General features: G+C 58.0%; 26 protein-coding genes. 9 read left to right on the forward strand and 17 right to left on the reverse strand.

The window, feature by feature from the left end; genetic code table 11:
* Nucleotides 1-6 precede the first annotated feature (6 nt).
* From gspE to gspG, 10 genes are read right to left on the reverse strand one after another with little or no spacing between them, the layout of a single operon-like run.
* Nucleotides 7-1,425, reverse strand: coding sequence for a type II secretion system ATPase GspE (gene gspE, locus ACOZ42_RS12875; RefSeq protein WP_003803163.1), 1,419 nt, complete (start codon nucleotides 1,423-1,425; stop codon nucleotides 7-9).
* Nucleotides 1,422-3,734 (reverse strand): type II secretion system secretin GspD, encoded by a 2,313-nt coding sequence (gspD, locus tag ACOZ42_RS12880; RefSeq protein WP_131070831.1) that lies wholly within the window; start codon nucleotides 3,732-3,734, stop codon nucleotides 1,422-1,424. The genes gspE and gspD overlap by 4 nt, the downstream gene beginning before the upstream one ends.
* Nucleotides 3,735-3,747: 13 nt before the next feature.
* On the reverse strand, nucleotides 3,748-4,494 hold the full coding sequence (gene gspN / locus ACOZ42_RS12885; RefSeq protein WP_059318586.1) for a type II secretion system protein N: 747 nt from the start codon (nucleotides 4,492-4,494) through the stop codon (nucleotides 3,748-3,750).
* Nucleotides 4,491-5,042 (reverse strand): type II secretion system protein GspM, encoded by a 552-nt coding sequence (gspM, locus tag ACOZ42_RS12890; RefSeq protein WP_059318585.1) that lies wholly within the window; start codon nucleotides 5,040-5,042, stop codon nucleotides 4,491-4,493. The genes gspN and gspM overlap by 4 nt, the downstream gene beginning before the upstream one ends.
* Nucleotides 5,039-6,001 (reverse strand): GspL/Epsl periplasmic domain-containing protein, encoded by a 963-nt coding sequence (locus ACOZ42_RS12895; protein ID WP_426345233.1) that lies wholly within the window; start codon nucleotides 5,999-6,001, stop codon nucleotides 5,039-5,041. The genes gspM and ACOZ42_RS12895 overlap by 4 nt, the downstream gene beginning before the upstream one ends.
* Before the next feature lie 4 nt (nucleotides 6,002-6,005).
* Nucleotides 6,006-6,866, reverse strand: a complete 861-nt coding sequence (gene gspK / locus ACOZ42_RS12900; protein WP_003803151.1) for a type II secretion system minor pseudopilin GspK — start codon at nucleotides 6,864-6,866, stop codon at nucleotides 6,006-6,008.
* Nucleotides 6,863-7,462 carry a PulJ/GspJ family protein gene (locus tag ACOZ42_RS12905; RefSeq protein WP_003803149.1) on the reverse strand — a complete coding sequence of 200 codons (600 nt, stop codon included), beginning with the start codon at nucleotides 7,460-7,462 and terminating at the stop codon, nucleotides 6,863-6,865. The genes gspK and ACOZ42_RS12905 overlap by 4 nt, the downstream gene beginning before the upstream one ends.
* A complete protein-coding gene (gspI, locus tag ACOZ42_RS12910) occupies nucleotides 7,459-7,803 on the reverse strand; it encodes a type II secretion system minor pseudopilin GspI (protein WP_230406191.1) in 345 nt (114 codons plus the stop codon). Before gspI ends, ACOZ42_RS12905 begins: the two co-directional genes overlap by 4 nt.
* 11 nt (nucleotides 7,804-7,814) lie before the next feature.
* A complete protein-coding gene (locus tag ACOZ42_RS12915; RefSeq protein ID WP_242633087.1) occupies nucleotides 7,815-8,264 on the reverse strand; it encodes a type II secretion system protein GspH in 450 nt (149 codons plus the stop codon).
* A gap of 22 nt (nucleotides 8,265-8,286) precedes the next feature.
* Entirely contained in the window at nucleotides 8,287-8,757 is a 471-nt protein-coding gene (gspG, locus tag ACOZ42_RS12920) for a type II secretion system major pseudopilin GspG (protein WP_059318582.1), read from the reverse strand.
* 125 nt (nucleotides 8,758-8,882) lie between these two features.
* Between gspG and ACOZ42_RS12925 the strand changes: the two genes are divergently transcribed.
* Nucleotides 8,883-9,323: a hypothetical protein gene (locus ACOZ42_RS12925; RefSeq protein WP_003803141.1), complete on the forward strand. Its 441-nt coding sequence runs from the start codon at nucleotides 8,883-8,885 to the stop codon at nucleotides 9,321-9,323.
* Nucleotides 9,324-9,379: 56 nt separating this feature from the next.
* Nucleotides 9,380-10,516 (forward strand): HPP family protein, encoded by a 1,137-nt coding sequence (locus ACOZ42_RS12930; protein WP_003803139.1) that lies wholly within the window; start codon nucleotides 9,380-9,382, stop codon nucleotides 10,514-10,516.
* Nucleotides 10,517-10,609: 93 nt separating this feature from the next.
* Here ACOZ42_RS12930 and hppD read toward each other — a convergent pair whose 3' ends face one another.
* The gene (hppD, locus tag ACOZ42_RS12935) at nucleotides 10,610-11,686 is read right to left on the reverse strand and encodes a 4-hydroxyphenylpyruvate dioxygenase (RefSeq protein ID WP_003803137.1); all 1,077 of its coding nucleotides are present in this window, start codon (nucleotides 11,684-11,686) and stop codon (nucleotides 10,610-10,612) included.
* A gap of 374 nt (nucleotides 11,687-12,060) precedes the next feature.
* The gene (gene aspA, locus ACOZ42_RS12940; protein ID WP_003803135.1) at nucleotides 12,061-13,479 is read right to left on the reverse strand and encodes an aspartate ammonia-lyase; all 1,419 of its coding nucleotides are present in this window, start codon (nucleotides 13,477-13,479) and stop codon (nucleotides 12,061-12,063) included.
* Between the two features lie 841 nt (nucleotides 13,480-14,320).
* On the opposite strand from aspA, the gene ACOZ42_RS12945 reads away from it, so the two are divergent.
* The 6 genes from ACOZ42_RS12945 to ACOZ42_RS12970 all read left to right on the forward strand — a co-directional run bounded on the left by ACOZ42_RS12945 (nucleotide 14,321) and on the right by ACOZ42_RS12970 (nucleotide 18,760).
* Nucleotides 14,321-14,878 carry a MarR family winged helix-turn-helix transcriptional regulator gene (locus tag ACOZ42_RS12945; RefSeq protein ID WP_426345234.1) on the forward strand — a complete coding sequence of 186 codons (558 nt, stop codon included), beginning with the start codon at nucleotides 14,321-14,323 and terminating at the stop codon, nucleotides 14,876-14,878.
* A gap of 110 nt (nucleotides 14,879-14,988) precedes the next feature.
* On the forward strand, nucleotides 14,989-15,591 hold the full coding sequence (locus tag ACOZ42_RS12950) for a DUF2946 family protein (protein ID WP_003803132.1): 603 nt from the start codon (nucleotides 14,989-14,991) through the stop codon (nucleotides 15,589-15,591).
* Between the two features lie 20 nt (nucleotides 15,592-15,611).
* The gene (locus ACOZ42_RS12955) at nucleotides 15,612-16,202 is read left to right on the forward strand and encodes an NUDIX hydrolase (protein ID WP_003803130.1); all 591 of its coding nucleotides are present in this window, start codon (nucleotides 15,612-15,614) and stop codon (nucleotides 16,200-16,202) included.
* Between the two features lie 2 nt (nucleotides 16,203-16,204).
* A complete protein-coding gene (gene aat / locus ACOZ42_RS12960) occupies nucleotides 16,205-16,933 on the forward strand; it encodes a leucyl/phenylalanyl-tRNA--protein transferase (RefSeq protein ID WP_426345235.1) in 729 nt (242 codons plus the stop codon).
* A 48-nt stretch (nucleotides 16,934-16,981) separates the two neighbouring features.
* Nucleotides 16,982-17,704, forward strand: coding sequence for an arginyltransferase (locus ACOZ42_RS12965; RefSeq protein WP_003803127.1), 723 nt, complete (start codon nucleotides 16,982-16,984; stop codon nucleotides 17,702-17,704).
* Nucleotides 17,705-17,725: 21 nt separating this feature from the next.
* Complete coding sequence (locus ACOZ42_RS12970) at nucleotides 17,726-18,760, forward strand: quinone-dependent dihydroorotate dehydrogenase (protein ID WP_059318579.1); 1,035 nt, start codon at nucleotides 17,726-17,728, stop codon at nucleotides 18,758-18,760.
* Nucleotides 18,761-18,899: 139 nt separating this feature from the next.
* Here ACOZ42_RS12970 and phaP read toward each other — a convergent pair whose 3' ends face one another.
* The 4 genes from phaP to ACOZ42_RS12990 form a co-directional block, all read right to left on the reverse strand.
* A complete protein-coding gene (gene phaP / locus ACOZ42_RS12975) occupies nucleotides 18,900-19,499 on the reverse strand; it encodes a TIGR01841 family phasin (RefSeq protein ID WP_003803121.1) in 600 nt (199 codons plus the stop codon).
* Between the two features lie 243 nt (nucleotides 19,500-19,742).
* Nucleotides 19,743-20,492, reverse strand: coding sequence for an IclR family transcriptional regulator (locus tag ACOZ42_RS12980; protein WP_003803119.1), 750 nt, complete (start codon nucleotides 20,490-20,492; stop codon nucleotides 19,743-19,745).
* 121 nt (nucleotides 20,493-20,613) lie between these two features.
* On the reverse strand, nucleotides 20,614-21,423 hold the full coding sequence (locus ACOZ42_RS12985) for a competence/damage-inducible protein A (RefSeq protein ID WP_059318578.1): 810 nt from the start codon (nucleotides 21,421-21,423) through the stop codon (nucleotides 20,614-20,616).
* Nucleotides 21,413-22,231, reverse strand: a complete 819-nt coding sequence (locus tag ACOZ42_RS12990; RefSeq protein WP_003803115.1) for an EI24 domain-containing protein — start codon at nucleotides 22,229-22,231, stop codon at nucleotides 21,413-21,415. Before ACOZ42_RS12990 ends, ACOZ42_RS12985 begins: the two co-directional genes overlap by 11 nt.
* A 73-nt stretch (nucleotides 22,232-22,304) precedes the next feature.
* On the opposite strand from ACOZ42_RS12990, the gene ACOZ42_RS12995 reads away from it, so the two are divergent.
* On the forward strand, nucleotides 22,305-22,694 hold the full coding sequence (locus tag ACOZ42_RS12995) for a thioredoxin family protein (RefSeq protein WP_003803113.1): 390 nt from the start codon (nucleotides 22,305-22,307) through the stop codon (nucleotides 22,692-22,694).
* On the opposite strand, the gene ACOZ42_RS13000 is transcribed toward ACOZ42_RS12995, so the two are convergent.
* Nucleotides 22,674-24,050: a DEAD/DEAH box helicase gene (locus ACOZ42_RS13000; protein WP_080584990.1), complete on the reverse strand. Its 1,377-nt coding sequence runs from the start codon at nucleotides 24,048-24,050 to the stop codon at nucleotides 22,674-22,676. The genes ACOZ42_RS12995 and ACOZ42_RS13000 overlap by 21 nt on opposite strands.
* Between the last annotated feature and the right edge of the window lie 31 nt (nucleotides 24,051-24,081).

Here is a 24,081-nt window from a genome sequence, read left to right on the forward strand (position 1 = left end):
ACCCGCCTATAACTCGCGCGTGACGCGCAACACTTCTTCCTGGGTGCTGATGCCCTGCTCCACCCAGCGCTGGGCATCCTCGCGCAAGCTGCGCATGCCCGATTCACGGGCTGCCTGTCGCAAGGCGGCTTCGGCACCCGCGGCATTTAACAGGTGCTGGGCCCGCTCATCAATCCGATACAGCTCGTGAATACCGGTGCGCCCCTGGTAACCGGTATGGCCGCACTGTTCACAACCTTCCGGGCTGGCTCGATACTGCCCCTGGTCCGCGGGCTGACGACAATGCAGGCACAGCTTGCGTATCAGCCGCTGGGCCAGCACACCGCGCAGCGTGGACGCCAGCAAAAACGGCTCCACCCCCATATCCACCAGACGGGTAGCAGCAGACACGGCATCGTTGGTGTGCAAGGTGGCCAGGACCAGATGGCCGGTCAGGGATGCCTGCACCGCAATCTGCGCCGTTTCCAGGTCGCGGATTTCTCCGATCATGATAATGTCCGGGTCCTGCCGCAAGATGGCACGCAAGGCGCGTGCAAAGCTCAGTTCAATACGCGGATTGACCTGCGTCTGGCCTACGCCAGGCAAGTCATACTCAATCGGGTCTTCGACGGTGAGCACATTGCTGCGCGCTGTGTCGACGCGACCCAAGGCTGCATACAAGGTTGTGGTTTTCCCGCTGCCGGTGGGCCCGGTGACCAGCACAATGCCATGAGGCTGGTGAATCAGCTCATCAAGCTGGGCCAGGATGTCCGGGGCCATTCCCAGCCGCTCCAGCTCCAGTTGTCCGGCCGACTTGTCCAGCAAACGCATGACGGCACGCTCGCCATGGCCGGTAGGCAGAATCGATACGCGCAGGTCCAGGGCCCGCCCCCCCACCTTCAGGGCGATGCGGCCATCCTGAGGGAGCCGCTTTTCAGCAATATCCAGGCTGGCCATGATCTTGATACGCGACACCAGGGCACCGTGCAAGGCGCGCCGTGGGCTGACAATATCGCGCAAACGGCCATCCACCCGGTAACGCACCACCGAATGGGTTTCATAGGGCTCCAGGTGAATATCACTCGCTCCGTCCCGCACTGCCTGGGTGAACAAGGCGTTAATCATGCGGATAACCGGTGCATCGTCCTGGTTCTCCAGCAAATCGGTCACGGCGGGCAATTCCTGCATCAAGCGATCCAGGTCCACCTCATTGGCCGCCGCATCCACCACGCTGGCGGCATCGTCTCCCTGCGCATAACTGGCATCAATCAGGGTGTCGAGCTGGGCATCGGGCACTTGCCGTTCCTCGAACTCGGGGTAACGACGACGCAACTCCACCAAAGCCCAATCTGGCGTGCGCTCGCTGATGACCCGCGTTCCCACGCCTTGCTGCTGCGTCAGCACGGCCCGGTGCTGACGTGCCCAGGAATACGGCAGACGACTCATAGTGTCTCCCGCAAGTCGACGGCGCCTGGCGCGCCGGCAGCTTGTGGCAGCACCATATGCTCCGCATCCGGATGGAACCAGGTGGAGCGGTCCGGCAAAGTGGTCTGCAGCGCACGCATATAGTTGTAGCGGTCCAGGGACAAGCTCTGGCTATCCTGGGCATTGCGCACGATATGGGGGCGCAGAAACACCATCAGATTAGTCTTGCTGCGCTTGCGCTTCTCGTATTTAAAAAGATTGCCCACCAACGGAATATCGCCCAGCAAGGGCACCGATTGCTGACCATCCTCAATCGAGTCTTCCAATAAGCCGCCCAGCACAATAATCTGCCCATCATCGACCAGCACATTGGTACTAAGCGCACGTTTACGCGTGACAGGCGTGCTGGGTGATACCGACGTCGTAGGGTCCAGGCTGCTGACCTCCTGGTACAGAGCCATCTTGACGGTCCCACCTTCAGAGATCTGCGGACGCACTTTCAGGGTCAGGCCCACATCCTCGCGCTGAATGGTCTGAAAGGGATTACTGGCCCCATCACCCGTGGTCGTGTACTGCCCCGTCACAAAGGGCACGGTACGGCCCACCATGATGCTGGCTTCTTCGTTATCGAGCGTCATCAGGTTGGGCGTGGACAGAATATTGATGCCGCCCTGGCGCTCCATCGCCCGGGCCAGGACGCCCAGATTGACAATCTGCTGGCCCAGCACGTTCACCGTACCTTTGACCACGCCCAGACTTAAACCCGCCGCCAACGAATCCAGGGTGGTCACCCCGGCCTTGTTAATCCCGCTGCCGCCCAGATTGGCGCCCCCGACAAAACCTGAACCTCCATCGGCAATATTGCCACCGCCTGTCATCCACTGGATGCCAAACTCGGCCGCATTCTCCGCATTCACCTCCACAATCAAGCTCTCGACCAGCACTTGAGCGCGACGTTGATCCAGTTGATCGATCACTTCACGCAAGCTGCGGTAAACCGGATCGGGGGCCGAAATGATCAGCGTATTCGTGGATGGATCAGCCTGCACAGTGGCACCGCCAGCGCTAAAAGCCACGGTGCCGCTGGCACTGTTTGCGGCGCTCAAACCCATCTCGGCCTGAGGCTGCTGCTTGGCAGTGGCCGACGTGTCCATGGCCTTGGCACCGCCGGTGATACCGGCATTGGCGGCGGGTGCCAGGCTATTGCTATTTGACTGTTGATTCCCGGTGCTCGCGTTCCCCGAAGCCGCTTGACCGGTCAGGGCCCCGCGCAGCACCTCAGCCAGTTGCACCGCCTGAGCATTGCGCAGATAGACCACATGCAAATTGCCTTTATTGCTTTCCGGGCTGTCAATACGCCGGATCAGGTCACGGGCCAGATCCAGCCGGGCCGGACTGCCTGCCCGCACCAGGACCGAGTTGCTACGCGGGTCGGCCACCACCGTAATGCGCTGCGCCACATCGTTGCCGGGCGTATCGAGCATTTGCGAGGCCAGGGCTGCCACATCCAGGGCCACGCCGTAGTCAATCGGGATAATGTCCGTGTTCAAGCCCGCGGGGGTATCGATCCCCGCAATGACCTGGGCGATACGGTCCAGATTGTCACCGTAATCGGTCACCACCAGCGTATTGTTGGACGGGTAGGCATTGATGGGATTATTGGGCGAAATCATCGGCCGCAGCACCGGAACCAAGGCGGTCGCATTTTCATAACGCAAGGTAAACACCCGCGTTTCCAGCTCACCGCTGCCACTGGCCCCGGTACCAGCCGCCCGCACCGCACCGCCCTGCTGGCGCGCTTCGGCTTCAGGGACCACCCGACTGATCTTGCCATTACGCAGGACGGCAAAGCCTTGCATCCGCAGCGCCGACAGCAGCATCTCGTAGGCCGTTCTGGCGTCTACCGGCACCTCTGACACCAGCGTCAACTGCCCTTTCACGCGCGGGTCCACAATAAAATTCTGACCCGTGAAACGGGCCAGAGCCGCCACCACGCCATCCAGCTCCGCATCCACAAAATTGAGCGTAATGTCGTCGCCTTGCGGGAACTCGGCCGGGTCCGGCAAATCGATAGGCGCCGCACTGCCCCCGACCCGCTGCGGTACCCGCCGCGTGACGGCCGCAGAGGCCGTATTGCTATTGGCAAAGCGCGGATCAGCCTGCCCGCTGCGTACCGGCGCCTTGCCCACTGAGGCAAAAAAAGAAGAAGGGTCGGGACCGGGCTCAGGTTTCTGACCATTGCTGGCACAGGCGCTCAACAGCACGGCTGCACCCAGGCTTAAGAGGAAGCGAGGCCGCAGCCCAGGAAGTCGTTTAGTCAAGGTACTCATAGTCAAAATATCGTTAATCCTGCTTGCTAGTCGTTGTGGCTATCCGCCAATGGGTCACGCCCTGACGCTGAGGCCCCAAGGCCTCTAATAACTCATTAAATCGTTGATCGTCGGCCTGTCTGGGTTGAGCGCGCCCTTCAAACAGGCCGCCCTCCGGCCCCCACTGACCTTGCCCGGCCAAAGTGAAGTCTCCTTGAAGTGTGCGCAGACCCAGTTGAACGCCCTGCCTCTTGCGGCTGACCAGCAACTGGTAATCGCCTAACTGAGCCTGTGCTGCCAAGGCAGAGCGCGCATTGCGCCAGTCCAGTTCCAGCAGCGGACCGGTCGTGGCTGCCAACGCCTGACTGGGCCAACGCAGCTGTAACTGACCTTGCGGTTGCACGGTCTGCAACAAGGGATGCAGACGCCCCAAAAGTGCTGCGGGCACCGTCAGGCTTTGGCCGGATATTCGCCAGCCCTGCAGGCTGGCTTGCAGTCGCACAGGCTGATCCAGCCAATCATGGTTCAATTCCATTTGCGGCCAAGGGGTCAAGCGCCAACGCCAGCTCACCGGCCCAGGAACCGTACGGGCCAGCAGTCCCGAGCCCACGACCAGCAAGCCTTGTCCCGAAGCCAGGCTGCCATGCGCGGTTTCAAGCCGCAAAGGCAAGCGCTCCGGCTGCCAGATCAGCATCAGACGGGCTGGCAAAAAAGGCACAGCGGCCAACAACAGTCCCATCGTCAGCAAGGCCAACACGAAAATCTTGGTGAGTTTTTTCATGAGGGCTCTCCGGTGCGCAGCACAATACGCCCATCCAGCAGCCCTGCACGCTCCCGGCTATCCACCACCGAGCGACTGAGACTGAGCTCCTGGACAGCAAAGCCCAAAACACGGGGAGTCTGCAGCAGCCAGTCCATCAAGGCCGGAGCCGCTACGGCCTGACAGATCAAGACACGCTGCCCGGCCGGCGACTCCTCTGTCTGACACTGAGCGCCCAACGTTTGCAAACTGCGCTGCAAAGCCTTGTCCTGCCCCTGCGCATCGACCGACGTCACCAGTGCTTTATCCAGAATCTGAATCTGCGCCAAGACTGTTTGCAACTGCGCCATCTCGTACTGCAGGCGCGGCAATTCCTGTTTGGCCAGGGCCAGATCACGAACAGCGGGGCGCACCAGCAGCAGCCACAAGAACATCAAGGCCAGCAAAGCGCCCAATACAGACAAGGCCAGTTGATCCCGGCGGCTCAAGGCCTGCCAATACTGTCTGGCAATGGCGAGCTTGCCTTGCACGGTCAGCAGGACAGGCTGGAGGGCAGTGAATTTGCTCATTGCTGCGCCTCCTGCTGGCTGGATTGCCCCTCTTTGCGCAAACCTATTTCCCACTGGCGGGCCGAATCCCCCTGCTTCCAGGTCAGTTCGGACTCGGCAGGCAAGGGCTGTGCCGGCAAGTCACTGGCCAGCGTCAGACGCAACTGCTGATCGTCGAAATGCAGTGCGCGCACCTGCCCCTGCAAGGCTGGCCACTGTATGGCGCTGCTCATCAACAAGCGATCAAACGGCGCGGAGGCAGGACTTTTCTCCGCCAGCAAGGCATCACGATGCTGGCTGGCCTGCGTCAAGGGCGCGACGATGACAGGCAAATGCGGCAAGGCTTGTCGAACCGCCTGCTCCATCTGGGTCTGCAGCTGTTTCGTCTGGGACCGCAAGGCCTGTGCCTGCTGCTGCAAAACCAATGTCCAGCTCAGCACGGCGGCCAGCGTCCACCAAAGGCTGTGGCGCACGACGCGACTTGTGCCGCTAGCGACCATCTCGGGCATCAGCAAGGAACAGGCTGGCACCGTCACGCTCGGCCCCTTGCCCTGTCGATCCTGTGCGTGAGCCTCGGACCAGGGATAAACCGCGCTCAAAGGCAGACCTGTCTGGCGGGCCTGCGCCCCCAACGCCAGCAAAGGCTGCCGCTCTGTCCAGGCCAACTGACTCATCCCGGAAGGATCGGGGGCCGAACACGCCACCCACACCTGTTCAATCGGACTCAGACACAGGGGTTCAACGGCGCTGCAGGCCACAGCCTGCCGCCGCGACGCACTGACCGCGGGAAGGCGCAGCTCGGTCACCGTTGCCATCCCTGCCGGCAAAACCAGCTCTAAGGAGCGGGCCTGGGTCTTGAGCTCGTCAAGTTCTCCTCGCCCGCGGCGCAAGACTTTGGCGCGTTTGTCCCGCAGCACAAAGTCCACCGGCTGATCCAGCCTGGGCGGCACGTCCAGATAAATACGCAGCACTTTACTCATCACTTCAACGAATCCAGACAATCCGGCTGCGATCGGCGGCCCTGTGGATCAGGGCCTGAGTCGCCACCCGGCTATGGTCAAGTCGCAACTCACCACTTAATAAAAACCATTCACTGCGCACTGTCAGTGTTTGCCCCTTGAGCCCTTCTTGCGCCTGCAGGCGCGCCTGCACATCTGCCTGATCCCGGAACCATTGCCCCCGGTCACGCTGCTCCAGCAGTCCTCGCCACTCCACCAGACTGACGGAGGGCTGCACGGCGGCGAGCACCTGAGCGCTGGCCGTATTCACATTCAGAGACTTGGCCTGCGGCAAATAGCTCAGATAAGGCTCCAACTGCTTGGCCAGTACGGGTGCATCCGGGAAGAAATCCTGCAAATGAGTGGGCCAGGGTGCCTGCCCCGCCTGTGCCCGCTCCAGGCGCTGAGCCAGCTCAAGCGCCAGAGAAGGCGTTTGCTGAATACTGCGCAGCAACTGCTCCAGCGCCTGCACATACATGGCCTGCACACGCCCCTCCCGCAATAACAGGGCCAGATTGAACTTGCCCTGCTCATCCTGGATGTAACCGGAGAAATAGGCAGCCCGGGTCTTGTCCGGCGTCTCTACCTTGAGCTCACTGAGGGCCTGGGCCCACAGACCACCCTTGTGAGTGACCGCCGTGCGCTGCGAATCCAGGCGCAGTACCAGCACCGCCCAATCCAGCGCACCACGAAGCAACCAGTTGGCCTGAAGATAGTCACGCTCACTGGCCAACTGGCTTGCCAGCCCGCTTTGACGCTGCACAATGCCCATGGTGGCAATGGACACCGCCATCACCAGCACCAACGCATTGATCACGGCCATGCCTTGTTGTCTGGCGCGTGTCATAGCAGCATCACCACCTTGCGATAGGGATGCTCCTGACCTTCGAGCTGCACGGTCAGCTCGATTCCTGTGGCCGCTGCTCCCGCCTGCTCGGGCCAGGGCCAACTTTGCCAGCCGCGCGCCGGAATCCAGATACGTAAATTCCATGCGCTGACCTGCTCCAGAACATCTTGCAAAGGTCCCAGTTCGGGCAAGGGGTAAGCCGTTCCGGCCAGACTCATCGCTCGTTGCAAAACCCCATGCTGCAAACGCCATTGAATATGCTGGGTGCCCGCCCCTGCGTCGGCGCGACGCTCAATCATCAGGATGGCCGGCCCCTCGCCCTGAGCCTGCCAGCGGATACTGGCCGGCAGGACCGCCGTCGCTGCGCCCGGGTCTTGGGCAGACAGCACGGGGGGTAGATGCAGTTCCAGATCGCGCCCCATTTGGGACAGGACATTGAACAGGGCCTGGGTCTGACGCGCCTGACGACTGAGTTGCTCATCGGCGTGCAAGACTGCGTCCAGACCACGCCAGGACATCAGGCTGATCAAGGCCATGATGGTCAAGGCCACCAACATTTCCACCAGCGTAAATCCCTCCTGAGCCGGCTCTGTCATGGCAAGGACGCCAGGGTCGCATGCAGTTCAGTCAGCACGGGGCCATTGGGCAAGAAAGTCTGAATCGTCACCTGACGAAAGAAACGATTGGCCGTGGGTTGCACCGTCTGTCTGCACTGCAGATCCAAGCCCCCTTGGCGACACGACACCACCGTTTCACCGGGCTCGGGAAACAGACGACGCAATCGCATCTCGGCCATCACGCTGTCGGCGGCCAGCAAGGCCAGGCTGCGCTCATGCATGGCCTGGCTGCCCGAGGCACTCAATCCCAGCGCCCGCAGCCCGGCAGTCAGCGCCACCGACACAATGGCCAGCGCAATCAATACTTCTATCAAACTCATGCCGCGCTCAGTCATGACTGCACATCAAAAAGGCCCGTGGGATCGCTGCGCAAATGCAGGACCTCATGACCATCATCCAGCTCCAGCTGACGCGGCGCAGACAACCACTCATTGACGAAAACCCACGGTCCTGCCGGTTCCAGGCGCACACGCAGCGCCTCCAGCGACCAGGAGCGCGCAGGAAACAATTGTGCAAAGCGGGCCTGGTCGCGCAACCAGCCCGGCGTTGGGCTGGAACCATCGGTGGCATCCGGAATCAGGCTGAAGCGATAACCCTGCTGATCGGCACTCCAGATCACACTTCGGCCGCTTTCACGCACATAGCGCTGTACATCGGCCAGGCGCAGAGCCAGCTGGCGGGCTTCCCGCTGTATTTCCTGATCACGATCCAGTACCAGCACACTCAAGCCGGCGCTGCTGACGATGCCCACGATCAGCAAGACCACCAAAGTCTCGATCAAGGAAAAGCCCCGTTGTGTCACGTCAGTCCCAGTTGCCTATGTCCGCGTCACTGCCGGACCCGCCGGCCTGCCCGTCCGCCCCCAAGGAGAACACATCGATCTCGCCATGAACGCCGGGTTGCAGATACTGATAGGGATTGCCCCAAGGGTCATTGGGCAAACGGTCCATATACGAGCGCCAGTTACGAGGCTCTGGCGGCTGCGAGGGCCGCTGATGCAAGGCAGCCAGACCTTGGGCCGTGCTGGGGTAGCGACCGTTATCCAGGCGATACAGCTTGAGCGCCTGGGTCAGGGCGGCAATGTCCTGACGGGCCGCCACTGCGCGCGCCTGATCGGGGCGATCCATGAGGCTGGGAACTACCAAGGCCGCCATAATGCCCATGATGACCACGACCACCATGACCTCAATCAGAGAAAAACCTTGTTGAGCGCGCGAGCTGGCCGGTCTGGCCAGGGTACGCGCCGGCGTACGAAATAAAATAGGACGAGACATGAAAGAAGTAAGTCACCCAAAAAGACAAGCTCCTGTCATACGGGCTTCATGCAGCACACGCACAATAAGAGCTCTTAAGACAGCCAAACAGGCCGTCTGCCAAAGCACTATGCGATGCAGTCTAAATGGGTATTATTTCCGCCATATTTCCGTCACATCTTTGGCTGCGTTTGTGTCAGGCCGGCGTTGTGCTGGCCTTGATCACGCTGCTGATCAACCTGTTCCTACCTTCGCAGGACACGATTGCTCCCGTGCTGGACGAAGACCACAGTGAGCAGATCAGCACCCGGCAAATCGCGCAATGGTTTGGCGGCAGCACGGCCCTGCCGGAGTTGCGCTTGCACGGCATGATTGTGAGCGGCACGGGCGGCGCCGCCCTGCTCAGTATCAATCAGCAGTCTGTACGGGCGTATCGCCCTGGTCAGGAGCTGGCTCCCGGCGTGTTGCTGGACTCGATACAGCGCGAGCACATCGTGATCACAGTCGATTCCGTCCCTCAGCACATCGCCACCGAGCGCAAAGGTCCTGTTGCCATTCCCGGTATCCGGCAAGGGGCTCAGCCCTGACATAAACAGTTAGCAGTATGATCTGAGGCTGTCGTCCTTCTTTGCCCTGGTGGCTAATGCCCGCTTTACTTCGTCACTGGTTTGACAGCCTGCGCCCCAAGTCCCTGGCCATTGCACGCCCGGAAATGTTGCGTGCCACCTTTGGTGCCACGCTCAGCGTGCTGATTGTTTCCTCCCTGAGCCTGTACCTGTCGGATTTTGCGCATACACATCATTGGCTGGTGGCCTCTCTGGCAGCCAGTGCCTTGCTGATTTTCCTGGTTCCGACCAGCCCCCTGGCTCAGCCCTGGAATGTGTTGCTGGGCAATCTGGTGGGCGCGCTGACGGGCATTAGCTGCGCGATTTTTCTTCCTCATCCGATTGCTGCTATTACGATGGCCGTGTGCCTGAGCATGCCGGTCATGCTGGCCTTGCGCTGCGTCCACCCGCCCAGCCTGGCGATGGCCGTCTTTCCGGCCCTCAATGGCATTCAGAACTATGACTTCGTGCTGTTTCCGGTGATGTTTGACTCCAGCCTGCTGATTATGCTTGGCATGCTGTACAACCGCCTGACAGGCGTGGCTTACCCGCCAGTCCATAAACCCGCCACGCGCGCGGTCACGACACCATCACGCTTTACCGACCAGGATTATGATGCAGCGCTTAGCCATTACAAGCAGACGCTGAATATCAGTCACGATGATCTGGAAAAACTGGTCAGCTATGTGCATCAGTCGGCATTCCGGCGCAATCTGGGCACCCGTCGCTGCGCGAGCCTGATGAACGATGCCCCGCTGTCCTGCCAGGCCGACACGCCCTTGCAACAGGCCTGGGACCTGATGCGCGAGCGCAGGATCAAGGCCTTGCCGGTGCTGGACCAGAACAAGCAGGTGATCGGCATTCTGGCCCTGTCGGACTTTTTACAGCGTGCCGGGCTGGATCAGCCCGATAATCTGCGCCAGCGACTCCGGCGCTTCCTGAGCCCCCGACAGCGTTCGGCACCTACCGTGGCCGATATCATGACCAGTCCCGCCGTCACTGCCAATGCCAACTGGTCGGTGGCCGAACTGATCCCCCTGTTCAGCCAGGGACGGCATCGCCACATGCCGGTGGTCAACGATCACCAAGAGCTGGTGGGCATGATTACTCAGTCGGATCTGATGCTGGAGCTCTTTCGCATTCTGCAGCCAGCCCGCAACATCCAGGGCCAATAGCTAGAACACCCCAAAAAAAATCCCCCTGTTTGCCATCGCCAAACAGGAGGGACAGGTCAGCGCCAGTCGTGTGAGCACTGGCACGGAACCGCTTTACTGTGCCTGCAAGACACCCCGACGCAGCTGGTCGCGCTCAATCGATTCAAACAAGGCCTTGAAGTTGCCTTCACCAAAGCCGTCATCACCCTTGCGCTGGATGAACTCGAAAAACACCGGGCCCATCAAGGTTTCAGAAAAAATCTGCAGCAAGAGACGGCGGTTGCCCCCTTCCGATGTGCCATCGAGCAAGATGCCGCGGCGTTGCAACTCGGCAGTAGGCTCGCCATGTCCGGGCAAGCGGCCCTCCAGCATCTCGTAATAGGTTTGTGGTGGCGCAGTCATAAAACGCATGCCCATCGCCTTGAGCTTGTCCCAAGTGGCAATCAGATCGTCTGTCAGAAAGGCAACGTGCTGAATCCCTTCCCCGTTAAATTGCATCAGGAACTCTTCGATCTGGCCCGACCCCTTGGCGGACTCCTCATTCAAAGGAATACGAATTTTGCCATCGGGAGCCGTCATCGCCTTGGAGGTCAGACCGGTGTACTCCCCCTTGATATCGAAGTAGCGAATCTCGCGGAAATTGAACAGATGCTCGTAGAACTGGGCCCAGTAGGCCATGCGACCGCGGTAGACATTATGGGTCAGGTGATCGATCTCTTTAAGACCTGCACCCACAGGATGACGGTCCACCCCTTCCAGATAAACAAAGTCGATATCGTAAATGGAGTTACCTTCGCCAAAGCGGTCGATCAGGTACAGGGGAGCGCCGCCGATGCCCTTGATGGCGGGCAAACGCAACTCCATGGGGCCGGTCGGAATGTCCACAGGCTGGGCGCCCAGTTCCAGTGCGCGCTCGTACGCTTTTTGCGCATCGCGCACCCGAAACGCCATGCCGCAAGCCGATGGGCCATGCTCGGCTGCAAAATAAGCCGCCTGACTCTTGGGTTCTTCGTTCAGGATCAGATTGATTTCCCCCTGGCGATACAGAGAGACTTTCTTGGAACGGTGCACGGCCACTTTGGTAAATCCCATCATCGCAAAGACGGGTTCCATCAGACCAGGCTGGGGAGAGGCAAATTCGATGAACTCAAAGCCCATCAGGCCCATAGGATTGTCAAACAAGTCAGTCATGGCAGACTCCAGTTGTAATCAGGTAATCAAAGATGGCGTGAAACGCCTTGCAACTTGGACTCAGACCGTGCAGGGGGGCGCGCAGGATACCCCGCGCACACTGCGTGCCAAGTGATCACCAAACAACAATTGAAATCCCAGAACTCTCACAGGCTCTGCTCCAGTGGGCGGGAACCCGAAATGCGCTCCCGATGCCGATTCCCATTATGAGGGGGGCCGTCGCTCAACCGCCATAGAGCATTACCCTAGCGGTCTAAACCACCCAGCCTCTGACACGAAACAAGCGGGCAGAAAAAAGCCTCCACAATGGAGGCTTCCCAAACTGTTACCGGCGTCGGCCAAGACTGGCCAAATCAGGCCTGGTTCAGAATGGTTCAGGCTGGGTCAGCAGCACGCAGATCACGGGGTTGGATCAGCGATTCGGCACGCAATACCTCGTTCAGGGTTTCAGCGTCCATCAGGCCACGCTTGAGAACCACATCACGAATGTTGGTACCGGTCTGGAAGGCTTCGGCGGCAACCGAGGTAGCCGCTTTGTAACCGATGAACGGATTCAAGGCAGTCACCAGCGAAATGGAACGCTCGATATTGCTCTCCAGGCATTCACGGTTGGCCGTGATCCCCACCACGCAGAACTGAGTCAACGTGTCGCATGCATTGCTCAACAAAGCCATGCTACGCAACAGGGAGTGAATAATCACGGGCTCAAACGCGTTCAACTGCAGTTGACCTGCTTCGGCGGCCATGGTCACGGTCATGTCAGCACCGATCACTTCAAAGGCAACCTGGTTGACCACTTCTGGAATCACCGGATTGACCTTGCCAGGCATGATGGACGAGCCAGCTTGCACGGCAGGCAGACAAATTTCACCCATACCGGCACGAGGACCGCTCGAGAGCAGACGCAAGTCATTGGACAGCTTGGACAGTTTGACGGCAGCGCGCTTCAACACGCCCGACAGGTGCAGGAAACCACCGCAATCCTGCGTTGCTTCGATCAGGTCCGCCGATACGCGCAACGGCACACCGGACAGCTCAGACAAGGCAGCCACCGCCAGCTCGGCGTAATCAGGGTGGGCCGTAATGCCCGTGCCAATGGCGGTACCGCCCAGATTCACGTCACACATCAGTTTGCGCGATTCCTTCAGGCGCACGATGTCTTCGTTAATCATGGTGGCAAACGCGTTGAACTCCTGACCCAGGGTCATGGGCACTGCATCTTGCAGCTGGGTGCGACCAATCTTCATGTACGAGGAGAATTCCTCGGACTTTTTCAGGAACGCATCACGCAAACGCTCCATGGAGGCAAACAAGGGGTCCAGCGAACGGTAGGCCGCCAGATGCAGCGCCGTCGGGTAAACGTCGTTGGTGCTTTGGGCCATGTTCACATCTTCATTGGGGTGAAGATACTGGTATTCGCCCCGCTTGTGACCCATATGCTCCAAGGCCAGATTACAAATAACCTCGTTGGCATTCATATTGGTCGAGGTACCGGCGCCACCTTGAATCATGTCTACCACGAAATGCTCGTGACATTTACCCGTTTGAACGGCTTGACATGCCGCCACGATGGCATCGTGCTTGTCCTGCTCCAACAAACCCAGTTTGAAATTGGCCTGCGCAGCGGCCTGCTTGACCAGCGCCAGAGCATTAATCAGTTCCGGGTAAGTTGAAATAGGCGTACCGGTAATGTGGAAATTCTCCTTGGCACGCAAGGTATGAACACCATAATAGACTTCATCGGGGACTTGTCGGTCTCCCAGCAAATCATGTTCGATACGGAACTGACTCATAATTCCTTCGTTTCCTTAATAACGATAGCAAGACTTTTCTGACACGCCTCATACTCGATCCCGGACTACAAACGGAACAAAGCCCTGCCATTTCTTGCGAACTTGGCAGGGGCTCGGGGACATGCTGGCAAATACCGCCAATAAGCTTTGGATAATGCTTGCATCCAAATCTGGAAAGCAAAGGCCCGTAAAAAACGGGCCTCTATTGCAATCCGCCACGCGGGGTGAATGATCCAACCGCCTTTTTTGAAGGCATCGTCGAGCTCGGGAAGCGCTGGGAACATTGTAAACGCCGAGCGCACGCGTGTACGCCGTTTTACGGTTTTTCTTGGATTGAGCTGCCTTATCGGACGAACCTACGGTTGAAAACACGCTTAATTTAGCCGTGTATGTCTGGCATAGCTCGCTCATCCTGCCTGCAACCTGCTAAGGGTTCCGACGTGATGAACGTTGCGCGCTTGCATCATTTTGGGGCCTAAATGTCATAAGACTCCCAGGCACAGAAGGCATCAGATCGTCGTGACAGACCGATAGGAAGTTCACACACCTTGCAGTTTGAGAAAAAAAGGAAGGCGAAAGAGTATACCCAGGCTTTAACGCTATTCCATAAAAGTATGGCTGCCTATACTGAAAAAAACTGGTCTTATTTTACTAAATGAAAATTCCTGATCAATAAAAGATGTTTAAATCAGACAAAATGGAATTAAAAAATAAGATCAATTTCCACATTAAAAGCAGCGGCTCAGTAATAAAAGAAAGCAAACCCGTTTTTATTGGGTTTTGTTGATTCTTTCTAAATAACTACTGCTCTTTGCCGCGCCCTCCTTAACGGCACAGCACTATGAAATTACTCGATCTGAAATATCAAACCATCCTGAGCGAATCACAGCGCCGGGCTCATCCTAAAACCGAGGATATCGAACTGTGTTTGCGCGTTCTGTCGCTGGCCTCCAGCATTAATCGCGCCTCCAGCACTGTTTTGAACGAGTTCGGCCTATCCGAAGGACGTCTGGTCCTGTTGTTTTTGCTTAGCCGCCAGCCGTCGGGGCTGAGCCCGGCTCTGTTGGCAGAGCAGGCCGGTGTCACCCGGGCCACCATTACCGGGCTGCTTGACGGACTGGAACAGCAGCAGTTGCTGGTGCGACAAAACAATACCTCAGACCGCCGTGTGCTCACTGTTAAACTCACCGAAGCCGGACACGAATTGTGCGAACACCTGTTGCCCTATTACATCGACTGGCTCTCGGATGCCCTCAGTCATGTGCCACAGGATATGCGCCAACGCTTGTCCAGTTTGTTATCCAAAGCCTTGCAAGGCAATGAAACGCCGGAAGTCAAAGTTGAAAAGACTCACTCGCCCCCCCTGCCCGGTACCCTGCAACGCAGTTATATGGCTTAAGACACCAGACCGTCTTGCCCGTGGGGCGACTGTGCTGTCGCCCCTCTCCCATCAAGGGTGGCGCCAGTATGGCTGCCACCCTTTGTTTACCCCCCTGCCAGGCTAACTCTATGGATACCGCCGTTATTGAAGCCATGAAAAAATGGCCCAATGTCCCCGCTGTCAGCGGCTATCTTTCCCTGGATCAATCCGGCCACTGGCGTCATCATCGGGCCGGTGATGCCAACCGGTATCCCGAGCAGCCCGGTGAGCGCATCACTCATCCAGGGCTGCTGGCTTTTTTCAATCGCAACTACCAGAGCGATGAGCAAGGCCGCTGGTTTATTCAAAATGGCCCTCAACGAGTCTACGTTCGGCTGGACGCTGCCCCCCTGATCGTGTCTCTGGCCCAGGACCTGCTTCATTTACAAGACCATACGGGCAGACAAGTCGACACCATCCAGGCCTGGTATCTCAGTGCCCAGGGCACACTCTATCTGCGCACGCCTGCCGGTCCCGCCTTGCTGTCAGGCCGTGATATTGCTGCCTTGCTGGACCAACTGCGCTCAGCCGATCAGGGACTGGACAGCCTGGATCTGGGGCAGCCCTGCCACTACGAAGGCTGGACATTGCCCGCCTATCCCGATGCCTGTCCGTTGACGGTGTGGTCTTCCTGCGTGTCACCGGCCCGGGAATTGGCGTATATTGTTTTGCCAGAGCCCGATCCAACTTGAACCGCCCTCACAGAATCTGCATGACCCAGCCATCCGCCTCTTTTTATTTTCCCGCCCCTCGTACACAAAACTTTTGCACTCAATGTGGCAGCAAGCTGACACGCATGGTGCCGCCAGACGATAACCGCATGCGCGACGTCTGCGAAAACTGTGGGGCCGTTCACTATCAGAACCCTCGCAATGTGGTCGGTATCGTTCCTATGTGGAAAGACGATCAGGTCTTGCTGTGCCGTCGAGCCATCGAGCCACGCTACAACACATGGACGCTGCCGGCCGGCTTTATGGAGCTGGGCGAGACCCTGGTGCAGGGCGCCTTGCGTGAAATGGGCGAAGAAGCGGGCGCACAGGTCGAACCCGGCCCGCTTTTTACCGTCATCAGCGTGCCCTATGCAGAACAGGTGCATGTGTACTATCTGGCCAAAGTCACTAGCGATGTGCTGGACCCCGGCCCGGAATCCCTGGAAGCGCGCTTTTTTCACCTGGACGAAATTCCGTGGGACCAGCTGGCTTTCCGTACGGTCAGCGCCACGCTGGAACGCTACGTTCAGGACCACAAAGCCGGCCGCTTCCAAATCCACGAGTTTGATATCGCCCCCCGCGACCACGAGTAATCATGGCGCTGACATGGGTCACTGCAGAACAAGCCCTGCCTAACCCGGAACATGCCAGCCCTGACGGGCTGGTGGCTGCGGGCCTGGATTTGAGCGTCCCGCGTTTGCTGCAGGCCTATGGTCAAGGCATGTTCCCCTGGTACAGCCCGGGCGACCCGGTACTGTGGTGGTCTCCGGACCCGCGCATGGTGCTGGAGGTCGACAAGTTCAAGGTTTCCCGGTCCCTGGGCAAGAAATTGCGTCAGATTCATCGACAGCAGGATCTGGCCCAAGCTCGCATCCGCGTCACCTGCGATTTGGCCTTTGAGCAAGTAATTGGCCAATGTGCAGCCCTGCGCAGCATCACCGGAACCTGGATCAGCCCGGACATTCAAAAGGTCTATACCGAGCTGCACCACGAAGGCTATGCACACAGCATAGAAACCTGGGTGGACGGCAAGCTCGTTGGCGGTTTGTACGGTGTCAGTCTGGGGCGCTTCTTTTTTGGCGAATCCATGTTTGCCTTGCAAACCGATGCCAGCAAGATCGCCCTGGCTCATCTGGTGGAGTTTCTGAGGTTTGCCGGCGTGCCGTACATAGACTGCCAACAGGAAACCTCCCACCTGGCCAGTTTGGGCGCGGCCCCCATTCCCCGTAAGGCCTTCCTGCAAAAGCTGGCTTGGGCCACAAGCCAACCCGGCCCCGCCTGGCCACGCGGGCCCCTGCCACTAGGCCTGCCCCCAACTTGCTAGGTGGGCGCGAGCATCCCATAATGGCTCTATCACGCTTGGCAGAGTCGCATGAATTATCCCAAAGCACCCAGTCCCCAAACGCTGCAATTCTATTCCACGGCCAGTTATCGTTGCAGCTACCTACCTGAACAACAGGCACGCTCTCTGGTTGCCGCTCCCGCCCATCTGATCAACGATGCGGTGTACTCCAGGCTGGTCCAGCAAGGGTTTCGGCGCAGCGGCACCTTTACCTACCGTCCTTATTGCGACCAATGCCGCGCCTGTCTGCCCTTGCGCTGCGATACCCAGAACTTCAAACCGGACCGCACCCAGCGCCGCGCTAAAAAACGCCACAGTACGCTGATCGTGCAGGATTTGCCTTTGCATTGGAACGCAGAACACTACGCGCTGTACCGCCGTTACCAGGCCAGTCGTCACCCCGGCGCGGGCATGGATGACGATGACCAGTCACAATATGCCCAGTTTTTGCTGGCCAGCCATGTCACCTCGCGCCTGCTGGAGTTTCGCGAGCCTGACGGCACCTTGAAAATTGTGGCAGTGATTGACGTGCTGCAAGACGGACTGTCTGCCGTCTACACCTTTTTCGATCCCGATGACACCGGCAGTCTGGGCACCTATGCCGTACTGTGGCAACTGGACTATTGTCGTCAGCAATCGCTGCCCTGGCTCTATTTAGGCTACTGGATCGAAGAAAGCCGTAAAATGGCCTATAAAACCCGCTTTCGCCCCTACCAGCTCCTGATGAAAGGTCGTTGGGAATGGCTGGCTTAATGTCCTCTTTTATCGATCCCCATGTCTGCCCTATTCAGCCTTTATCCCTTGGCTCGTCGGGTGCTGTTCAGTCTGGATGCTGAACGCGCGCACGAACTGACCCTGAAATCTCTGCATTGCGCCCACCAAACCCCGCTTTTGGGAAATTTGCTCAAAGACCTGCCCAGCAAACCCCTGGAGTTAATGGGTTTGACGTTGCGCAATCCCGTGGGACTGGCCGCTGGCCTGGATAAGAACGGCGCCCATATCGATGCTTTGGGAGCACTGGGTTTCGGTTTTGTGGAAGTGGGTACGGTGACCCCGAAGCCGCAGCCCGGCAATCCCAAACCCCGTCTTTTTCGCTTGCCTGAGGCCCATAGCCTCATCAACCGGTTCGGCTTTAACAACCACGGGCTGGATACGTTTATCGACAATGTGCGTAAAAGTCAGTTTCGCTCCCAAGGAGGCATTCTCGGACTGAATATTGGCAAGAATGCCACCACCCCTATTGAGCAGGCTGACCAGGACTATCTGACCTGCCTGCGCGCGGTCTATCCGCACGCAGACTATGTCACTGTCAATATTTCCTCGCCCAACACCCAGAACCTGCGCGCGCTACAGGCACAGGACGAATTGGCTCGCCTCTTGGGCGCCCTGCAAACCTTGCGCGGTGAACTGGCCCAACAGTACCAGCGCTACGTGCCAATTGTGGTGAAAATCGCTCCTGATCTGGATCAGTCGCAAATCGACGCTATTGCCGAGACGGTTCCTTCGCAAGGCCTGGACGGCATCATCGCCACCAATACCACCCTGTCACGCGATGCAGTTAAAGGCTTGCAGCATAGTCAGGAACAAGGTGGCTTGTCCGGCCCTCCAGTCCATGAATTATCCTTGAACGTCATTCGTCGTCTGCGCGAACAGCTAGGCCCCGACTTCCCGATTATTGGTGTGGGCGGGATTGAGTCTGGTCGTCAGGCGCAGGAAAAAATTCAGGCGGGTGCACAAGCCGTGCAGCTTTATACCGGCTTGATTTACAAAGGCCCTGCGCTGATTTCCGAGTGTATTCGCGCGCTGTAACACACCTGTTGCCCGCTTGACGCGGGCAGTAGCATCCTCTTTAGCAACAAGCGCACAGATTGCCCAGCATGCAATAAAAAAGCCAGCTCAATGAGCTGGCTTTTTCTTTGGCACCTGATCAAATCAGGCAAGCAAAGATTTACTTCTTGCTGGTAGCTGCGGTAGCAGCAGCGGCAGCAGCCTCAACCGTTTTGTTGCCAGCTTCCGTCACTTGAGCAGCCGCTTTCAGGCTGGCATTGGTCGCTGCCTGAATGTTGCTTTCAGCAGCATCAGCCGCCTGGCGGGCCGCTTTCACCACGGTTTCAGCGGCATTGGTCGCTGTGGCAAACGAAGACTTCAACAACGCAACAGCGCTTTCGGTGCCAGTAGGAGCATTCTTGGCCAGTTGATCGATCGCATCAGCGGCGTGCTGTTGACCTTGCGCCAACTGGGCTTCCGCAATGCGCGACAGATTCAATTGCAGGTCGGAGAAGATGTCGTAAACGCTTTTGCCGTATTCCAGAGCCTGAGCCGCGCTGGGTTTGGCCACGTTCTGCGACAAAGCCACCACGTCTTGCACATCTTTAGCGTTGATAGCCTGCTGGGATTGACCAGCCGCTTGCTCCAGCGAGCTGCGCAGCAGATTCAGGTTCAAACCAACCAGCTTCTCAAAGCCCTGCAACAACTGACCTTGAGCGGCGAACAGGTTGTTCAACGTCGCTTGTTGAGCTTGCAGTACATTTTGGGGAATAGCACTCATGATGTTTTCCTTGGAGATACGTGGCCTGGGTCAAGCCAGCGTGAAATTAGTGACTGTGTTACTAGACAGGGGTCTGAAGAAGGCCCGGCCCACTCGCAACTACGCAAGGCAAACCTTCTATGTTGCACCGCAACAATTCCACTTTAAGCGCTATCCAAAACAAAGTCAACGGGATTTGCTGCAATGCAACAAATGCCGTTGACTATGTACTCAACGCAGGCAAAACCGCCTGAAAACAAGGGTCTAGCGCTGTTTGTCGTAACCCAGGGTTTCAGAGATTTTGGCAGCGGTATTGAGTAACACCGGTATCCAGTCGTCATGCAGACGTTCAGCCGGAGCAGACAAGGAAAGGCCCGCCAACAGCTTGCCCGTGTCGTCATACACCCCCGCCGCGATGCAGCGCACACCCATCTCCAGCTCCTCGTTATCACGGGCATAACCCAGACGACGAACCTGGGCCAGCTCACGTTCCAACAGATCAAGTTGGGTAATGCTGTTCCGAGTCGCGCCAGCCAGCCCGGTGCGCATCACGTAAGCCCGCACCTGTCGGGGCTCCCAGGAGGCCAAAAAGAGCTTGCCAGTCGAGGTCAAATGCAAAGGCGCGTGCCCACCAATGGCGCGCACCACCTGCATGCCCGAACTCTCGCTCCAGGATCGCTCCACATACACAATTTCATCCCCTTGCTGCAAGGAGAGATTCACCGTTTGCCCAGTGTACTTGTGCAGTTCACGCATCGGTCCCAAAGAGGCGGCGCGTACGTTCAGACGCCCCTTGACCAGAGAACCCAATTCCAGCAGACGCATGCCCAGGCGGTACAAACCGCTGTCCACGCGCTCGACATAACGACCGACGACCAGATCATTGAGAATGCGGTGCGTCGTAGAGGTATGCAGGCCAGTTGCCGCCGCCAGATTCTTCAAGGCCACTGGCTCGGACTGCTTGGCCAGTTCGTCCAGGAGAATCATGGCGCGTTCCAGAACCTGGATCGACATCTGACCCCCGTTGCTTGACGACGCGCTAGAAGGCGTAAAGGAATTTGTTGTCATTATTGGCAGAATTATGATGCAACGCAACAAATTCCATAATATGAAATGCGCGCGTGCTTGGCAAGCGCTATTTTAGCGCAGGGCTCAAGCTCCCACCCAAGTCAAGCACCTGTTGCCGCAGGTAGGCCAGGGCCTCGGCGGATGGTTCCGCCTCCCCCTTGACGCCCAGCTCAATGTGCGGCTGTCCGCCTGCCTCCCCCACACTGGGCAGGCTGAAGGCTTTGACTCCTGGCCAATGAAGCTCGACATGTTCCATAGCCGGTGTAATCCGCGACTCTGGCAAATTGAATGCCAGGAAGGAATGCTCCACCCGATGAGCTTGATGATGCAGGTCGCGGTACCGGGTATCCAGCGTCCACTCCATCATGGGCCAGGCCATCACGGGAAAGCCGGGCATGAACGTGTGATTGCGAATAAAAAATCCAGGGATCTTGTTATAGGTGTTGGGAACAATTTCAGCACCTTCAGGAAACACCCCCATTTGCAGGCGCTGCTGGTTTTCCGGCAAAGACATATCAGCACTGCCCAAGCCATTGCGTTCATTTTCAGCACAACGCTCCGCAATCAGGGCCGCAGCCTCTGGGTGCAGCGTCAACTCCACGCCCAACGCCTTGGCAGCAGCCTGTCGAGTCTGGTCATCGGGCGTGGCACCAATCCCGCCACAGCAAAACACGATATCCGGTGTTGCAAAACTACGTTCCAAGGTTGCGGCAATGGTGTCCAGATCATCGGGAATGATCTGTGCGCCCCCCAGTTGCAATCCTCTGGCTCCCAGCAGTTCAATCAGTTTTGAAAAATGTTTATCGTAGCGACGTCCCGACAGGATTTCGTCACCGATGATAATCAAACGAATAATGGCTTGATCGTTAGTTGTCATGGTCAATAAGTGGATGAGTGGTCGCAACTGCTTCTTGCTGACGCAGGCGACGTAGGTTTTCCAAAGAGAAATGCGCAAATACCAGCGCCGAGAACACGGGTAAAACCAGCCAGGCCGGCGGAATCAGGTTCAACAAGGCAAAAATCAGACCAATCAGCCAATATTGACTGCTCAGACGGGACCAAAGATATTTGCGTTCCTGCACATTGGCATGTTCCACCAGCGCGTCCACCCGCAATATCCGTGTGAGTGCAAAAACCCACCACAACACCGGCAAAATCAGCGCAAAAGGAGGAAAAATCCATAAAGGCAAGGTCAGGAGCCACCCCACTACAAACAGGGTCCCCACCCACACCGCGTTCCAAACACTGTAGACCGTGGCATTGTGTCCCTGTTTGATGACATCGGGATAATCTTTCTGCTGCAAATGCCCCAGAACCAGGGGCATGACCAGCACTGCCGCAAGGACCAGCCCCAGCACCCCTGCCAGGGGCAGCAAAATCCCAATCGCCAGCAACGGTACCAGATACACTTTCAGTGAAAACAAGCCGAGGCCCACCAGCCACTGATCGACGGACTCAAAGGCATTCCAGCCGCCGAGCAGCTCCAGCAACCAGGTCTGGATAGGAGTCCATAACAGCCAGCTCAGTAAAATCAGCCCCACGAACATGATCAGAAAGGGCATAAGCAGGGCCATCAGCATGCGTGGCTGAAATTGCGACACCAACGATCGCTTGAAGGCGGTGGAAATGCTGGCCCATCCGCCAGCAGGGCCCGAGCGCGAGGGGGCGGACGATGAAAAGGACATATGGCTCCTGCTAAGCAAATTCAATTACCCGAGTATCATAGACACAGTCACTTCTTTTTGTCTGTATGAAATTATGGCCTTGTTCAACGCCCAACATGATCTGCCCGCCCTGGCGGCCCACCTGCACGCCCAACCCGATGCCCTGTTGATTGCCTGTTTCTGTGCCCAATGGTGTAAGACCTGTCAACAGTATCAGCCCGCCTTTGAAGCCTTGGCTGCGCAGTTTCCCCAGGCCTGTCTGGTCTGGATCGATATCGAAGAGCAACCCGATCTGTTGGGCGATGAAGATATCGAGGACTTCCCCACCATACAGATCCAAAATAAAAATGGGACCGTTTTTTACGGTCCCATGTTGCCTCATATTGAGCATCTGGAGCGTCTGGTGCAAAGCATTTCAGAACGCAGCCCGGTCCTGAATGCCGGGCCTGGAGATTTGCGCGCCTTAGTAGCGGCCGCCGCCTAGCAAAACCCCCACCGAACGCTTGCGCGTGGTGTTGGAGGGCGTTGTCACCGCAGGCTTGGGGGCCGCCGCGCTGGAAGGCTCGTAGGGTTTCAGGAAAAAATCGTCTATGGGTGGCGTGTTCGACTGGTACGAACGACGTTCGCCACGCTCGTGACGGCTGGAACCCGAACGAGACGAGGACGGCGCCGAGGGCAAATCCAGCTTCAGGCGGGGAACCGGGTTCCCGATGAGTTTTTCAATTTCTTGCAGCAAATGCTCTTCGTCCGGCGCCATCAAGGCAATGGCCTCCCCGGACGCCCCCGCACGACCGGTACGGCCAATACGGTGCACATAATCTTCGGCGTTGTATGGCAGATCCACGTTGATCACGCAAGGCATGCCAGCCACATCCAGACCTCGTGCCGCCACATCGGTGGCTACCAGCACGTCCACAGTCCCGCTCTTGAACGCATCGAGTACTTTCATGCGTTCCAGCTGACTCTTGTTGCCGTGAATGGACTCGGCCTTGATACCTTCACGCTCCAGATAGCGGGCCAATTGCCCAGCGCCAATCTTGGTATTGGAGAAAACAATCGTCTGAGTCAGCTTCTTGGTCTTGACCAGATGCACCACGGCACGACGCTTGTCCTCAGCCGACATGGGGTACACCACCTGCGTGACCGTAGAGGCGGTTGCATTGCGTGCGGCCACTTCAATTTCGACAGGATCGTTCAGGAAAGTGCGTGCCAGCTTGCGGATTTCCTTGCTGAAAGTGGCCGAAAACAGCAGGCCCTGACGATTTTTGGGCAGCAAGGAAACAATACGGTCCAGATCAGGCAAAAAGCCCATATCCAGCATGCGGTCTGCCTCGTCCAGCACCAGAATGCTGACCTGGCTTAAATTGATGGTGCGCTGATCAATGTGATCGAGTAAACGGCCCGGGGTGGCAATAACAATTTCCACACCCCGCCGCAGCGCTTCTTTTTGCGGTCCGATATCCACGCCGCCAAACACCACCGTCGAGCGCAGCGGAACCGACTTGCTGTAGAGCGCAATGCTCTCAGCCACCTGATCGGCCAGCTCGCGAGTGGGCGTCAATACCAAGGCCCGCACCGGGTGACGGGCAGGCGACGCGCTGGTCGTGGCATGTGCCATCAGACGATTCAGGATAGGCAAGGAAAAAGCGGCCGTCTTACCTGTACCCGTCTGGGCTGCCCCCATGACATCACGGCCGGCCAGCACCACGGGAATGGCCTCAGCCTGAATAGGCGTAGGCTTGGAATACCCCGCTCCGGTAACGGCGCTTAATATTCCTGGGTGCAGACCGAAATCAGCAAACGTAAGGTCATTGGAGGTCGAAGGAGTTTTATCTGTCATGTACGCAAAAAGTCGGCTTGCCACGAGTGGC

Origin of the sequence: Alcaligenes sp. HNGD-HTN06, from assembly GCF_049932565.1 — a bacterium.
Lineage (GTDB): Bacteria > Pseudomonadota > Gammaproteobacteria > Burkholderiales > Burkholderiaceae_B > Alcaligenes > Alcaligenes ammonioxydans.